Origin of the sequence: Mongoliibacter ruber, from assembly GCF_003003005.1 — a bacterium.
GTDB lineage: Bacteria > Bacteroidota > Bacteroidia > Cytophagales > Cyclobacteriaceae > Mongoliibacter > Mongoliibacter ruber.
In genome coordinates this window covers 14,859-30,469 of record NZ_PVTR01000014.1, presented here as the reverse complement: position 1 = coordinate 30,469, position 15,611 = coordinate 14,859, and the positions used below count along the sequence as shown (strand labels likewise).

Below are 15,611 nucleotides of genomic sequence, written 5' to 3'. Positions count from 1 at the left end.
TGAATCATTTAGGGAGTGTGCCACCATACTCTGGTTTCAAGATTATCAGGACCTTGCTGACTGATAGCTTGACTCACATTTTCTTCATTGACAGATATTTCCGAATTAGGATAAGTCAACCTATTGATAAACTCTACTTCCCTGCCTGGATAAGGGTTGGGGGCAAGATTAGGAAAACCACTTCTTCTGAAATTCGCAAAAGCCTCAGGACCGTTCAATAAGGATGAAACCCAGTATTGAGTATTGATAAGTTCCAAAGCTGAGCCTTCATTCAAAGGATTAGCCGCCAAATAAGCAGCTATCTCCTCATCTGGGATAACCGAAGCTTCATCATAGGTTCCTATTTGTTCCATGTGAAGTCTAATCCCTTCAGAATAAAAGCTTCCAGCATCACCAGCTATCCAGCCTCTGCTGACAGCTTCTGCCAAAAGCAGATTTGTCTGAGAAGCAGTGACAATAAAGTTGGGGGCATTGAGCTTGGTGATTCTTCTTCGGTCAATTTGAGTGAAATCATAAAAACTTGCCAAGCCCATGCTAGCAGCTCTTTCAACTGCAGTAACATTGTCTAAACCCATTGGCATACCGATTTGGACTTCAGGGTCAAAGCTTTGTCTATCTACAGTATGTTGCGTGCCTGAGGTAGCTCCCACATATCTTACTGCAATAGCGCTCAACCTAGGGTCATTATTTTCTTTTAGGTAATTTACAAATGGCTCTGTCATGTACACGTTTGATGCCTCAGTGGCATTCAAGGTATTTCCAATTGGGTTGAGAAAGTTATTGTCATGTCTTACCAAGGCATTGTCTTCATTGCTCAGGATCACACCACTGGAAAAGGCTGTTTGGACAATTTGGCCTGCCCGCGAAGGATCAACCCGACTTAACCGCATACCTGCACGCAAGAGGAGTGAGTTGGCAAACCTTCTCCACTGGTCTACATTTCCGCCGTATAGGATTTCCCCTGTCTCGACATTACTACCTGCCGCACCAAGCGCGTTGGATGCTTCTGTGAGCTCCTTGATGATTTCTCCATAAATGAATTCAGGTGAATCATAGGCAGGAAAAAAAATCTGTTGATCAGAAAATCCCAAACCGGCTTGGGTATATGGAACCCAACCATAAGTATCAGTCAATACCATAAAGGCATTGGCTTGGATAATTCGGGTCATTTGATAGAGATCCTGTCTGCTGGGATCGTCCTGAATTCTTCGAATTATATCCTTGGTATTTTTGATAACTTCTCTATAATAAACCTGCCAATTATTTTGTGTTGAAGCCCTGTTATCCTGATTGTAATTGGCTCCTGTTAGTACACCTGAGTTTGGTGAAATCAGTTGTTGTACAATCCCCAATTCATACACCATCGTCCCAAAAGATGAAGCTGAAGAATTGATGATTGCTTGATTCAACTGATACGCTGGGTTGATGTTTGTGGCATCAACCCTATTGGTATTCCACTCATCAAAATTTTGGTCACATGATGAAACCACAAGCAACGTGAAGGCAACAAATAAATGATATAATCGCTTTTTCATGATAGTGTCCGTTTAAAATTTAACATTAAGATTGAAGCCTAAGCCTCTTGTACTTGGCAGACCTGTAGATTCCAATCCTACAAGATTATCTGAAGTATACCCAAAAGATTCAGGGTCTATATTGTCTACCCATTTCTTAAGTAAAAACACATTGTTGGCAACAAAACTCAATTGCATTGAACTGAAATAGCGGTTTTGGGGAATTACCCTTGCCAAATCGTAACCTAGAGTGATTTGCCGCAGCCTCCAGAAGCCTGAGTTATACACAACGGGTTCTACCAAACCTTGTGACCTGACAACTTCCCAATAAGTCTGAACCGGTGCTGCCACAGTATTAACTTCCCCTGTCTCAGTGACTCCTTGCCCCACTACTCCACCTTCACGACCTTCAAGTGTCATCTTGTGTAAGCCATGCCTTACAGCATTAAAATTGGTGCCCGAAAGCATCGTTCCTCCAAGTCGGAAATCGACTAAGAAAGAAAATGATATCCCATTATAATTGAAGGCATTATTAATACCCCCAACCCATCTAGGCAATGCACTTCCGAAATTGACCAAATCCTGAGTCCTTAAAGGCAAACCGTTGCCACCGAAGATTATATTTCCAGCTTCATCTCTTCTGTAACCAAATCCAGCAACCTGCCCCATTTCTTCTCCTACTATTTGCCTCAATTCACCATTAAAAACATGTGTACCCACTGTTATTCTTTCACCTGGAACATCTGTCAATAAACTGAGAACCTTGGTTTTGTTATATGCGCCGTTTATCGAAGCTTCCCATAGAAAATTATCTGTCTCAATAGGAATTATCCTTAACAAACCTTCAATCCCTCTGTTTCTGCTTTGTCCGCTGTTGATTGCTGTTGTTTGAAACCCCGAAGCATCAGAGATTTGAGCACTTACTATCTGGTCAGTCGTGATCTTATTGTAAGCTGCGATGTCAAGATTTACCCTTCCATCTAAAAATGCCAACTCCATTCCAGCTTCAACTTCTGAAATCCTCATAGGACGAAGGTTGGGGTTAGGCAATGTAGAGCCAAGAGGAAAACCTACAGGTTGACCATTGAAGAGATTTGCATTGACTCCATAAAACAACACATTGGAGTAAGGTGCCACATCAGAGTCACTACCTACTTCTGCATAAGCAAGACGGAACTTACCAAAGTTCAAGAAGCGGTTTGTGACCAGGTTTTCTGTAAACACATAACTCAATGCAACTGAGGGATACATAATGCTTCGGTTTTCTTCTGACAATGTAGAAAACCAATCATTCCTCAAGGTACCGTTCAGGTAAATGGTCTTATTGTAAGAGACCTCTGCGAATGCAAATAAAGAATTGACAGATCTTTCAGAGAAATTATAAATTGGATCTTTGACTCTACCATTCTGAACAGTATACAAATCCCTGATAATAAAATCAGTAACCTGCACACTGTTGCGGTCAGAAGACCTATACATATGATTTCCCCCAACATTGAGACTCGTCTCAAATTCACCAAATTCTTTTTGGGCGGACAGAATAAAGTCAGCATTGACTTCTCTGAATCTCCTGGACTCTTGGGTATATACTCCGTTTACAAAACCTACTGGAGCGGGTGCCCGTGATGCATGTCCATGTGGGAAATTGTTAAAATCCTGGTCACGGGACCAATAATCCTGTCCAATTCTGCCCTGAACATACAACCAAGGCAGAATGTCATACTTCAAAGATACGTTTCCGAAAATCCTGTCTCGCTTGATATTCTGAAACTGCTCATTCAACGTAAAGTAAGGATTGGTTCGGTTTCTGAACCTTGAATAAACCGCTTCATTTCCATTGGCATCCAAATAGTTGTCTCTCAATACGTCCAATGGCATGGAGTTAGCCATATTGTAGAGTGCCGTAGGGATTGAGTTGTCTTGTTCTGCGACATTTGGTGGGTTTGTATTCTCTTCAATAGAGTAATTCACGTTCCCTCTAATGGTTAATCTAGGAGTTAAATCATAATTGAAACCTAGATATACAGTCTTTCTGTTAAATGAATTATTGGGTACAATCCCTTTGCTATTCATATCGGCAAAAGAAAAAGTAAGACCACCTTTATCTCCACCTGTAGATATAGAAACGGTATTGGTCAGGTTCTGACCGTTTCTGAAAAACTGATTGATCATTCCACGGTTTGGCACATATGGTACAGTGATACCATCGAACAAAACCTGTGTCATCCCTGATTGAAACCTTTCACCAAAAGACCACTGTCCGGATGTTGGGTTGGGGCTTGTTGGTCTGACACCACCTTCTCCTTGGCCATACTCATATTGATAGTCAGTAAAATCCAAAGGTTGTTCATTGGTGTAATTCACATTGTATGTCACACCTATTCCTTTTGTTTTTGCACTGCTTTTGGTGGTAATCATGATGACGCCATCCTTTGCCCTACTTCCATATAGCGCTGAGGCGGCAGCACCTTTCAATATCGTCATGTCCTCTATATCATCCGGGTTGATACTGGAAAGTCCATCTCCTCCATCTGAGGTCATGCCTCCACCCCTGTTGCCAATAGCACCATCCGCGCCTTGATTACCTGGATTCGTTCCAAAATTTGTATTATCAATAGGAATACCATTGATCACAATTAATGGATTATTTTGTCCTGATAAAGATGATTGACCGCGTATCCTGATTTTTGAAGTCCCGCCAGGACCTGTTCCCATGGGGGAAATATTAACTCCGGCTACTTTGCCAACGAGGGCATTCATCATGTTCGGAGTACGGTTGACTGTAATTTCTTCTGACTTCACACTTGAAGTAGAATAACCCAGGCTTCGGGCAGATCTTTGGATACCCAAAGCGGTAACCACAACCTCTTCCAGTCCTTGAGTATCTTCCTCCATGATGACATCTATGACAGACCTATTGCCGATTTCGATGAATTGAGTACTGTATCCTATATAGGAAAAAACCAATGTAGCTCCATCAGGTGCCAGTATTTGGTAATTACCATCAATATCTGTAATTGCGCCAGTAGTAGTGCCCATCACTGAAATTGCTACCCCTGGAAGTGATTCACCATCTTGATTGGTAACAGTCCCTTTGACTTCTACTTCCAAATCATTGATTTCGATAGCAATAGGACTGGAATCAGATTGTTCTGGTAGGGAACGAACACTGATTACATTGTTTACTTGTTTAAAATGTAAGCGTCTTTGGCTGGCAATATCCATTAAAAAATCTGAGACCTTCCCTTCTTTCGAAGAAAGCCTGATTGAATTTTTATTTTTAAGATTCTTCTGTGTATAAAAAAAACTATACTCAGTTTTATTTTCTATTGCATTTAGAATTTCTTCCAAATTGCCTTCCTGGATCTCAAGTGTGATAAATACTTCATCAATACTTTTGACCTGGTCCATTTTGCTTTCAGCAAATACTGCGGGGGAGGTTATGGTCAGGAAAAGGGTCAGGATTGTGACCAATTTGAAGACCATAATCATTGTTTTGTAAAGGTTAGGTAACATATCTTGGGTTTTGATTGGTTTACAAACTAATAATTATGGTAATGCTCCGTAGACACCTATTTATTGAATACTAGGGCACAGAGTAATGGGGTATTTGTGGTTTAATCTTATTTGTTGTTTACATAGGCTTAATCATTTAAAATTCAGTACGACTTTCTTTTTGTCAATTGAGTAGTCAAAATCAATAGCATGGGATAGTGACTCTAAAACATTGGTCAAATATTCGTTGGGTTTAAATCTCCCCGTACATAGTTCCTTAGGAATACTTTTATTCCTCTCTACTTGAATTTCCACATCATACCAGCGTTCCAGCGTTTGCAGCACTTCATCAAGGGGCATATTTTCAAATTCCAGTATTCCAGACTTCCATTGGCCAATTTTATTGATGTCGATTTCTTTTTTGAAAAGGGCTCCGGATTCCAACCCGTAACCTACACCCTCTCCTGGTTTGACAAGTAATTTCCCGTTTGCGCTTTGCGCAGTTTCTATTACTATTTTTCCACTGGCCAAGCCTATAAAAATTTCCCCTTTGTCTTTGTAAGCATTTATATTAAAGCTCGTACCAAGGGCAATGGTAGAAACACCATCAGTGATGACAGTAAATGGCTTGAGACTATCTGAGACCACCTCAAAAAAAGCTTCACCGTTCAATTTCAGCGTTCGCTCATCTCTAAAGTTGGACAAATAGTGTATTTCACTTTCAGAATTCAGGTAAACCTTACTCCCATCCGAAAGGGTAACTGTAGTTTTTTTGCCCTTAGGTGCGGATTTGACAATATCAGTAGGTTGAATACTGGTCTGATATTCAGCGGGTGGGTCACTGTCTCTGTTTAAATAGAAAACAAAAATTGCTGTAAGTACCAGAAGTACTGCAGCTGCAATATTTTGCCAATACCTTCTGATTTTAATTCCCCCTCTATTTGTTTGGCTTTTTGATAAAGTGATTTTTTGTGGTTCAACTCGGGAGTATGTATCCCAATCATTTTCAAGCCATTTCTGAAATGATTTCTCACCTTCAGGGGATTCAAGCCATTCCAAAAACCTTGTAGCTTCTGTCTTGTCCATCATTCCATTGTGGTACTTTTCAAAATCTCGATAATCAAATTGCATGTATATCAGGCTATGTTCTGTTGTATATAGCCTCAACTCGATATATTTACTCAGTTGGAATTGAAAAAAAGTTGATATTATTTTGAAAAATTAAACCGCAACAGTTTTTAATGGATGTATACCCTTACTTTTATTTTATAATGAAAGCTATTAAAAGTACCATTAGCTTCTTCATGGGTATTGAATACTCTTTACTGATTTCTGCCTGAAGCTTCTTTTTTGCTTGATAAAAATGATTCTCTACTGTCCTTTTTGATAGTCCCAGCTTAGAGGCGATTTCATCAGATGTTAAATTCTCTAATCCTTTCCACAAAAAAATCTGTTTTTGTTGATTGGGTAAATTTTCGATCGCTTTTGTAGATAGTAGTTTTAACTCTTCATACATCACTTCACTTTCGGTAAAGCTACTTTCCCCATCCTTTTGCTGTATTGCATATTTTTGATAAGCTGTTTCCCTGGCATCTGCCTTTACTTTTTTGTAAAGCTTGGACTTCAATATAGTGAGCAAGTAAGCATTAAAGGATAAGTCAGGGTTAAGCTTATTACGTTTTTCCCAGATAAAAATAAAGATCTCCTGAGTCATACCCTCAGCATCTTCTTTTGAAACGAACATCCGTTCAGCGGTGCGAATCAATTTAGGAGAAAACAGCTCAAACAAAGCTGCAAATGCCTTCTGGTCTCCTTCTTTAAGTTGTGATACCAGTTTGGAAATTGATGGGGAATCAAGGTTATTCATAGGTTTAATGAAAGTAAATTATCAATTTAAATCACTGACTTTCAATTGGTTTTAAAAGCATATTTTAAAAGCTCACCGATACAAATACAAACAAGCAGCTTCATAAATGATGACTAATGTTTGTTGAGATGAGAATTTATTTCGACTACTTCTATAAAGTGTGAAAATTACACTTTTTTTAAAAAAATGCCACTTTTATTCCCGAAAAAAATTAAGTTTATGGCACGAAAGCCAATAGAAAAATTAACTCAAACCTAATAACCTGTTCTTTTAACCATGAAACTTTACAAAACAACAAAAGGAATAATAATTGAATACAACCAAAAATTTTATTCTACAAATGCCCAAGATTGGGACAGCTTTGTCAACAGAGATAACCTCTTCCAACAAATCAAAACAGACATTTCTCAACTAAGTGAGACTGAACTTGGAGAAGAAATTCTTGCTCCAATCGGCACTCAGGAAATATGGGCCTCAGGGGTCACTTACATGAGAAGCCGGGAAGCAAGAATGGAAGAATCCAAGGAAAGCGGAGCAGCCGTTTTTTATTCTCATGTATATGAAGCGGTAAGACCCGAGCTTTTTTTTAAGTCGACTCATTTCAGAGCTTCTGGACCCGAGGAAGCTGTTTATATTAGAAAGGATTCACAGTGGAATGTTCCTGAACCTGAGTTGACTTTATTTGCAAATTCTTCTGGAAATATCGTAGGTTATACAATCGGTAATGACATGAGCAGCCGTGACATAGAAGGTGAGAACCCACTGTACCTTCCTCAGGCTAAATGCTATGAACGCGCCGCTGCAATTGGCCCTTGCTTATATGTACCTGAATCCCCTATTGATCCTGATACAACCATCACCATGACAATCAATCGCAATGGTAAGGAGGTGTTTCAAGGACAGATTTCAATCAACCAAATGAAACGGAAACATACTGAATTGATCGAATTTTTGTTCCGTGAAATGAATTTTCCAAAAGGTGTTTATTTAATGACCGGAACCTGTTTGGTTCCTGATGATACTTTCTCTCTTCAGGTTGGGGATCAGGTTAAAATTGAAATACCGGAAATAGGAGAACTGGTTAATACTGTTGAGATGCTCAACAAATAATATCATTGTTTGTATTCGGATCTCTACACATTTATCAAAGGGTAAAGCTTTGATAACATAATCTAAATTCATTTCACATCTGTTAAATAGAATCTATCATGAATAAAACTTTTGATACAATTTTTGAGCAAGCTCAAAGAGCTTTTTTGATGTATAAATCCATTTCAGTTAAAAAGAAAGCACAATTCCTAAGAGAGATTGCCATTGGCTTGGAAAATATCAAAGATAATCTGATCCCTCTGGCATCTTCAGAATCCAATCTTCCTGAAGGAAGGATTACAGGAGAACTTGGACGTACCGTTGGTCAAGTCAGGCTTTTCGCCAATCTCATAGAGGAGGGCAGCTGGGTGGAAGCTACTATTGACCATGCTGATCCTGAGAGATCTCCGGCACCAAAACCTGATATCCGCAGGCACCTCACACCGATAGGCCCCATAGTGGTATTTGGGGCAAGTAATTTCCCCTTAGCTTTTTCAACGATTGGTGGAGATACGGTCTCAGCCTTGGCTGCCGGATGCCCTGTGATTTACAAAGCACACCCTGCACATCCTGAAACATCCAGGCTGGTTGCCAAAGTCATTGAAGAAGCTTTGTCAAAATCAGATTTGCCTCAAGGTATTTTCACTCATGTAGAAGGCGGAATTCCGGAAGGTCAGGAGTTGGTCAAACACCCAATTGCCAAAGCGGTAGCTTTTACCGGTTCACATGTAGGTGGAAAGGCTCTATTTGATATAGCATCCCAAAGAGAAGAACCCATTCCTGTATTTGCTGAAATGAGTTCTGTAAATCCAATTATCACCTTAAAAAATATTCTTAAAAGAGAATTAGAAAGTCTAGCCAAGTCTTATGTTGCTTCTCTGACATTGGGAGCAGGACAATTTTGTACGAACCCGGGACTTATTTTTATTCCGGAAACTTTTGAAAAAGAGTTTGCTGAGCTGGTAAAATCAGAACTCAATGAAGTTGCATCAGCCCCAATGCTACATGAGGGAATTGCAAAGAGTTACTACTCCGCATTGGAATACTTTCAAGAAAGACCTGAACTTGAATGGATTAAAGTTTCCGGAAAAAAGGACATGATAAAAAGTCAGCCTGCGCTGGCTAAGATCAGCTCTGAAGATTGGTTAAAGGACAGCACTTTCCAACAAGAAGTCTTTGGACCTTTTGCATTCATGATAGTGTACAAAGATGAAAATGAGCTTTTGGAAGTAGCAACAAAACTCAAAGGACAATTGACAATCTCAATTTGGGGAGATGAAAATGAGTTGCAGGAAAACCTTATCCTTATTAGCCTTCTACAAGAAAAGTGTGGCCGACTATTATTCAAAGGTGTACCTACAGGTGTAGAAGTAGGCCATGCCATGCAACATGGTGGCCCTTATCCCTCAACAACAGACAGCAGAAGCACATCAGTTGGAGCTTATGCAATCAAACGATTTGCAAGACCAATCGCTTTCCAGGACATGCCTCAATCATTACTTCCTGAAGCTTTGTCGGACTCAAATCCATTGGGGATATGGAGGATGGTGAATGGAGAATTTAAAAAATAAAACCCTCACCAATCATTTGCGATTTGAGTAATAGATTCAGCAGTAACCTGGCGAGTACAATGCTTTTCTATGACAAACAATCGCGTTGCAGAAATTTATTACCTATTGAATATTTAAAATTAAATCTTTAGCCTAATTCGAAACCCTGTGTATATGAAGTCATATCAAAAAACAGTAAATGCAGCTTTCATTGCCAGCTTCATTTTTTGCGCTTCTCAATGTTCTCTTCCTTCTAAGAACTGGGAGAAAAAAAATAATATGCTAATAGAAAAGTATGGTTTTGAAAAAAAAGCTGTTGAAAATAATGTTGACGCTGGAATCTCTTCAAATCTGGAAGCTGGATCAGTTGTCAATTTAAAAAGTTTTGAAGACCAAATACTCTATCAGGGAGTAAAGGCTAAGATTTTGTGGGGAGCAGGCGCAATGGTAACCATACTTGAACTGGAACCTCACGCAAAAATCCCTGACGAACTCGTCCCATCTGAAAAATTTACCTTTTTGTTGGAGGGAGATGTAGAATATCGGATTAATGGTATTTCGCATCCCATGCAGGCCTTGGAAAGAGAAGCGCCAACAGGGATAGATGGAGGAACACCGCGTATTGAATTTGTTTATCTAGAAAAAGACAGTAAACAGGCTGTCAAAGCAGGTGCTTCAGGTGCAAAACTTATAGAGGTATATAGTCCTCAAAGGGCTGATTATATAGAACAAACCGGAATAAAGGTCAATGATGAAACCCCCAAGCATTTCACATCGGAGGCAACACCCAACATCAACTCAAACCAAGTTTACGACCTCTATTCCATGCAGTTAACAAAGATTGGATCAGGAGCATTTACAAGGTTAATTTCAGGAAAAAATATCTTATTAAGCTTTATTTATCTGGATCCAGAAACCGAATTTGAGAATCACATTCACCCAGAAGAGCAAATTCGGATTGCACTTCGGGGTTCCGTCAATGAGATTCTTTTGGATGAACAGTATTTAATGAAAGAAAATGATCTTGTTCGAATACCCGGTAATTTTGTACATGGAGTATCTGCCGGTGATCTGGGATTTGATGGGCTGGATATTTATTGGCCTTCAAGAGCTGAATACATAAAAAGGGAAAAGGAACAAAAAAGTACATTTGAGACCTATATTCCGAAAGACGCTGAATTGGAATTGGTTATTGATGGGAAATCAACTACGCCAGAATTATTTTTTACCGAAGGGCCAAAATGGATGAATGGTAATCTTTATTTTTCAAATATGTATTTTGATGAGGATTTCAACGCGGATCCGACTAGAAGTTCAATAGTAGAAATGAATTCAGAGGGGAATTACAGGAATATTACGGAAGGAAAAATGCAGGCCAATGGGCTTTACCCCTATAAAAACGGGAATCTAATCGTTTGTGATATGATGGGGCATCGGATTGTTGAATTGACTACATCAGGTCAGGTAGTGAGGGTCCTAGCGGATAAGTTCGATGGAAAACCAATTGATGGACCCAATGACATCGTAACAGATGCAAAAGGTGGATTTTATTTTACAGACCCTCAATTCACCATGGAGGAAGAGAAGTTCCAGCCTGGACGTGCAGTATATTATGTTTCGGCAGATGGTGCAATTTCACGTTTAACAGAACCTAACGAATTTGCTATGCCAAACGGCATACTTTTATCTCCTGATGGAAAGACACTTTACATCAACAATACGTATGATAAAGAAACTTGGTATCCGGTACAAAGTGAGAAAGACAATTACATCTGGGCATATGATGTCAATGAAGACGGATCAATCCAAAATGGCCGTCAGTTTGCAAAATTGTTATTGGTAGGAGACGTGTTGGATAGAAAAGGAAAATCCTCCGGTGCTGATGGGATGGCCATAGATATCGAAGGAAATTTGTATGTAGCAACTTATTATGGCGTTCAAATATTCAATTCAAGTGGTGAATTTGTTGGAATGATTAACCTTCCGACATTTCCTATCAGTCTGAGTTTTGGAGATGATGACATGAAAACCCTATATATTGTGAGCTTTAGCAATGTATATAAGATCAAGACCAATAAAACCGGTTATATCAATTACCTCAATTGATCACCTTTTGGCAATTGTAGGTGATTGAAATTATGAGTTAACCTTTAGCAAGTCAGATTGGGACTGAACGTATCAATTTTTCCTTCAAGAAAAGCGGATCTTTTGATCCACCAATATGTATATCCGCTTTCATACCAGTAGAATCTAAATAATAGAATTAACCTGTGATTTCGAACCAATATCAATAAGTATCCAACCCGCCTCCAGAAGGGCAGGTATCTATTAGTATCCGTTTGCCAATAAACCCTCGTTTAATTGATTAGTGGCATGATTGCGGATAATCATATTCAACAACATGTTGACCAGTACATACAAAATTGTCATTACCAATTTTAGGAAATGTTACGGTGAGTTTTATTTGATTTCATCTGATCCCACCACATCGTAGCCTTTCCATTTATAGCCCTTGGCAAGGTCGGTTGCTGCTGGCCATGCTATATCATGCTGCTTACTGGCAACCCATTTTCTCCTGTTAGCCTCTGTATCAAAAACAATCATAATCTGATAGTTATATGTCGTCTGCTCTGCTTCAATTTCTTTGGAAATATCCGGAGAATATATTTTCAACAGTTTTGAGCTGAGGTAGCCTTCTTGTACAGTCATGGCTGGCACATAGATAGAATGATACATATCCTCAAATGCTTTGGCATGTTGGGCTTCAACCTCAAATTCCATTTGCAAGGCCATTGCAGTAGACTCCCCTTCTTTTTTTTGTAGAGCTGAAAACTTGTTTTTTGATGGGGCAATTCCAATAACCAGCAATTCCAAGTCTTCATTGCTTTCATTTGAAAACATAAGTGTCTCACCAATTGAACCGAAAAATGCACTATGTGTAGAAAAAGACGCCTGATCATCATCTATTCGCACACTTCCCTTGCCTTTCGTGACATAATAGACCTCCTCCAATCCATTTAATTGTCTGCTGATTGACTTTTCCCCGGGCTTGATCACGACATGATCCACGTGATTCCAGTCAGTAGCAAAGATTTGAGGTCCAAAAATCTGACGATGCAATACCCCCTCACCACTGTAAGATGAGGTATTCTCTTTCAGCTTTTCACTTTCCAAGCGGCCATTTACAAAGGTAGGGACAGGATCCATTGATACACCCACTCGGGTATCCCCTAAATCGAATGCATCTGTATTGCCTTTTGTACGGCTCACTGCAAAATTTAGCCACGTAAGATTCTTGTTTGTTGCATTATAAATAGCGTGAGAATCACCCATTTTGCAAGGGACAAGGGCTGGAGCTTTAATGGTACTGGTTCGACCGTTGACAGTAAACTCCGCTTCACCGTCCAAAATCACAAACATTTCTTCTATTGAATGGTGAAAATGGTGCCCTATTCCCGATTTAGGATGGATTTTACCTGCATGTAAATAGAGAAAGTTAGAAGCCAAATCATTCCTTCCAATCAATTGGGTAAAACCCATTGAACCTGCACCTTCATGCACTGCTGAAAGTTCTCTGTAAGTTGTAGAATCATTCGAGATGATTCTTTCTTTTAAGGATTGTGCTGACAGCTGCGCCGATAACACAAACAACACTAGGTAAATTACACTTTTCATAATGCTGGTTATTAAAGGTTTAATTATGTAACAGTTTGATATTTTTTTGGTCAATAAATCAACTCAATGAACATTTATTGATTTTCAATGGGATTCAGTTTGTTTTTTGGAAGTGAATAAATGACATAGCCTTTAGGCAATGCGTTGGGCTTTTTGGAATGATTGTAACTGTCTCTGGCAAAATTTGAAGTTGCATTAATTACCAAATATTGATTACCATCAAGTGTATACATGCTAGGTTGGGCATTTATTTCATTGCTGGAAGTTTCTTCCCACAAAATCTCTCCACTTTCAGCATCAAGTGCATATAGTTTACCACCTTTGGCTGTAGTGAATACTACTCCGGTTGAGGTGACTATCATCCCCTTCCTCAGCACACCTCCAGGTGCTCCCAGACTTTGGTTCCCTTGTGCATAAAGGGAGTCCTGCCCAACAGGTCTTCTCCATTTGATAGTCCCATTGTTCAGGTCATATGCAAGAATAGATGACCAAGGAGGGGCTGCCAAACCAGGCCAATCGAGTCCATAATCCGTTGTAAAACGGACATCAGGATGTTCTACATCATTGGGGTAATCAGACATTGCCAAGCTATGGTTTTCATCCGGTAGAATTTTAACACCACCGGAGGCCACAACAGGCCCTTCGACTTCTTGAGCCTCTAGGTTTCTTCTTATATTGAAGGTCCTAGGGTTACCTCCAAGATATCGATACAATGCCTTGAGTGTTTCCTCATCTACATGTACAAATCCTGGCATTTGCCCTTTCCCATTTAGCACAGTGCTTCTGAATTCATCATAAAAAAGGTGCTCTCCGATATTTTGCAATGGAGGCCCAACGCCTCCTTCCATCTCTATACCATGACAGGATTGACACGAGGCTGTGTAAAGGGTTTTGACTCTTTTGATTTCCCCAACAGATAAATCTAATTTTGGTGGTTCGACTTTATTCAATTTGTAAATAGAAGCATGCTCTTGGGTAAGTATATATAAAATACCCTTGTCAGGATCTGCTGCAGTATTTCCATAATTTGAACCTCCTAATGCTCCAGGCATCATTACTGTTTCATATTTATCAGATGGAGGTATATACAAACCCGACTTTGCTTCACTTAATCGCTTTTGCCACACTTGCTTGATACTGTCTGGGAAGTAGGGATTTAAGGTTTCTAAAGTGACTTCATTCCTTGTAAATCTAGGTAGAGAAGATATTGGCTGTGTTGGCCATGCTTCTTCACCAGGCATTTCACTGGCTGGAAAAGGCTTTTCTTCAATGGGAAAAACAGGCTCTCCCGTGACCCGATCAAAAACGAAGACAAAACCATGTTTGGTCGCAATAGCCACCGCGTCAATTTTCTTACCATTTCTATTGAGGGTGAGAAGCTGTGGGGCGGGAGATAAATCGTAATCCCATAAATCATGGTGAACTGTTTGAAAATGCCAAAGTCTTTCCCCTGTTTTGGCATCCAAAGCAACCAATGAGTTCCCAAAAAGATTGCTCCCAAGCCTATCAGCGCCATAATAATCATAAGTCGGAGAACCTATTGGAAGGAAAGCGATTCCTTTTTCACTGTCAACTGTTATTTCGCTCCAGACATTGACTCCTCCTGCGTATTTGTAGGCATCTTTTGGCCAGGTTTCATAACCGAATTCTCCGGGATGTGGAATTGAATGAAATATCCATTCCATTTCACCGGTGATGACATTATAAGCCCGGATATGCCCAGGGGGAGAAAAATAATTCTCTCCTGTAGCAGAACCAATAATCAATAAATCCTCATACAACACCCCCGGCATCATGGGTTGTATTCGGCGAATCGAAGAAGGTACTCTGTCAAGTCCTTCCCTGAGGTCCACATACCCGTTTTCACCAAAACTTAAAATAGATTGTCCTGTCAAAGCATCTATTGCCTGTATGGTATTGTTTATGGTGAATATTAAGCGTCTATCACTTTTATCCTGGCTTTCCCAATAATTGATACCCCTTTTGGTCAAGCCATTGAGGTTGGAATGAATCCATATTTCCTCACCATTTTTTACATTCAAAGCTATAAGTGAAGAGTTTTTACCCATTACATACATGACTGTATCTACTATAATAGGGCTGAAAAAGTATGGTACATTATCCTCAGTAGGATAAAACCAGGATACTTCCAACAGGTGGACATTTTCTGGGGTTATTTGTTCCGATTCAAAATATTTTGACTGATCAGGACTGCCGGCATAATGTGTCCACGTGTTATGAGAAGACCTTTGGGAGCTTTCACTGCAAGACATTTGTGCAGTAAGACAAATGCAGCAAAACAGTAATGGGAAAAGATTTGATTTGATTTTTTTGGGGTTCATTATCAATTGGGATTAAATTTTAATTCCATTTTACAATCAACATGTAAGAATGGTGTATAAGGGAAACATGGAATTTCAC

General features: G+C 39.6%; 9 protein-coding genes. 3 read left to right on the top strand and 6 right to left on the bottom strand.

The window, feature by feature from the left end:
- Nucleotides 1-8 precede the first annotated feature (8 nt).
- From CLW00_RS18440 to CLW00_RS18425, 4 genes are all read right to left on the bottom strand, one after another.
- The gene (locus tag CLW00_RS18440; protein ID WP_106135184.1) at nt 9-1,535 is read right to left on the bottom strand and encodes a SusD/RagB family nutrient-binding outer membrane lipoprotein; all 1,527 of its coding nucleotides are present in this window, start codon (nt 1,533-1,535) and stop codon (nt 9-11) included.
- Between the two features lie 12 nt (nt 1,536-1,547).
- Nucleotides 1,548-5,030, bottom strand: a complete 3,483-nt coding sequence (locus CLW00_RS18435) for a SusC/RagA family TonB-linked outer membrane protein (RefSeq protein WP_245917383.1) — start codon at nt 5,028-5,030, stop codon at nt 1,548-1,550.
- 132 nt (nt 5,031-5,162) lie between these two features.
- Nucleotides 5,163-6,140 (bottom strand): FecR family protein, encoded by a 978-nt coding sequence (locus tag CLW00_RS18430; RefSeq protein ID WP_106135183.1) that lies wholly within the window; start codon nt 6,138-6,140, stop codon nt 5,163-5,165.
- Nucleotides 6,141-6,270: 130 nt separating this feature from the next.
- Nucleotides 6,271-6,876, bottom strand: coding sequence for an RNA polymerase sigma factor (locus tag CLW00_RS18425; RefSeq protein WP_106135182.1), 606 nt, complete (start codon nt 6,874-6,876; stop codon nt 6,271-6,273).
- Nucleotides 6,877-7,152: 276 nt separating this feature from the next.
- Between CLW00_RS18425 and CLW00_RS18420 the strand changes: the two genes are divergently transcribed.
- The 3 genes from CLW00_RS18420 (at nt 7,153) to CLW00_RS18410 (ending at nt 11,621) form a co-directional block, all read left to right on the top strand.
- A complete protein-coding gene (locus CLW00_RS18420; protein ID WP_106135181.1) occupies nt 7,153-7,986 on the top strand; it encodes a fumarylacetoacetate hydrolase family protein in 834 nt (277 codons plus the stop codon).
- 98 nt (nt 7,987-8,084) lie between these two features.
- Nucleotides 8,085-9,536, top strand: a complete 1,452-nt coding sequence (locus CLW00_RS18415; RefSeq protein WP_106135180.1) for an aldehyde dehydrogenase (NADP(+)) — start codon at nt 8,085-8,087, stop codon at nt 9,534-9,536.
- 153 nt (nt 9,537-9,689) lie between these two features.
- Nucleotides 9,690-11,621 carry an SMP-30/gluconolactonase/LRE family protein gene (locus CLW00_RS18410; RefSeq protein WP_245917381.1) on the top strand — a complete coding sequence of 644 codons (1,932 nt, stop codon included), beginning with the start codon at nt 9,690-9,692 and terminating at the stop codon, nt 11,619-11,621.
- A gap of 354 nt (nt 11,622-11,975) precedes the next feature.
- On the opposite strand, the gene CLW00_RS18405 is transcribed toward CLW00_RS18410, so the two are convergent.
- Both CLW00_RS18405 and CLW00_RS18400 read right to left on the bottom strand, forming a co-directional pair.
- Nucleotides 11,976-13,190: a cupin domain-containing protein gene (locus CLW00_RS18405; protein ID WP_106135179.1), complete on the bottom strand. Its 1,215-nt coding sequence runs from the start codon at nt 13,188-13,190 to the stop codon at nt 11,976-11,978.
- 74 nt (nt 13,191-13,264) lie between these two features.
- Entirely contained in the window at nt 13,265-15,532 is a 2,268-nt protein-coding gene (locus CLW00_RS18400; protein WP_106135178.1) for an outer membrane protein assembly factor BamB family protein, read from the bottom strand.
- Between the last annotated feature and the right edge of the window lie 79 nt (nt 15,533-15,611).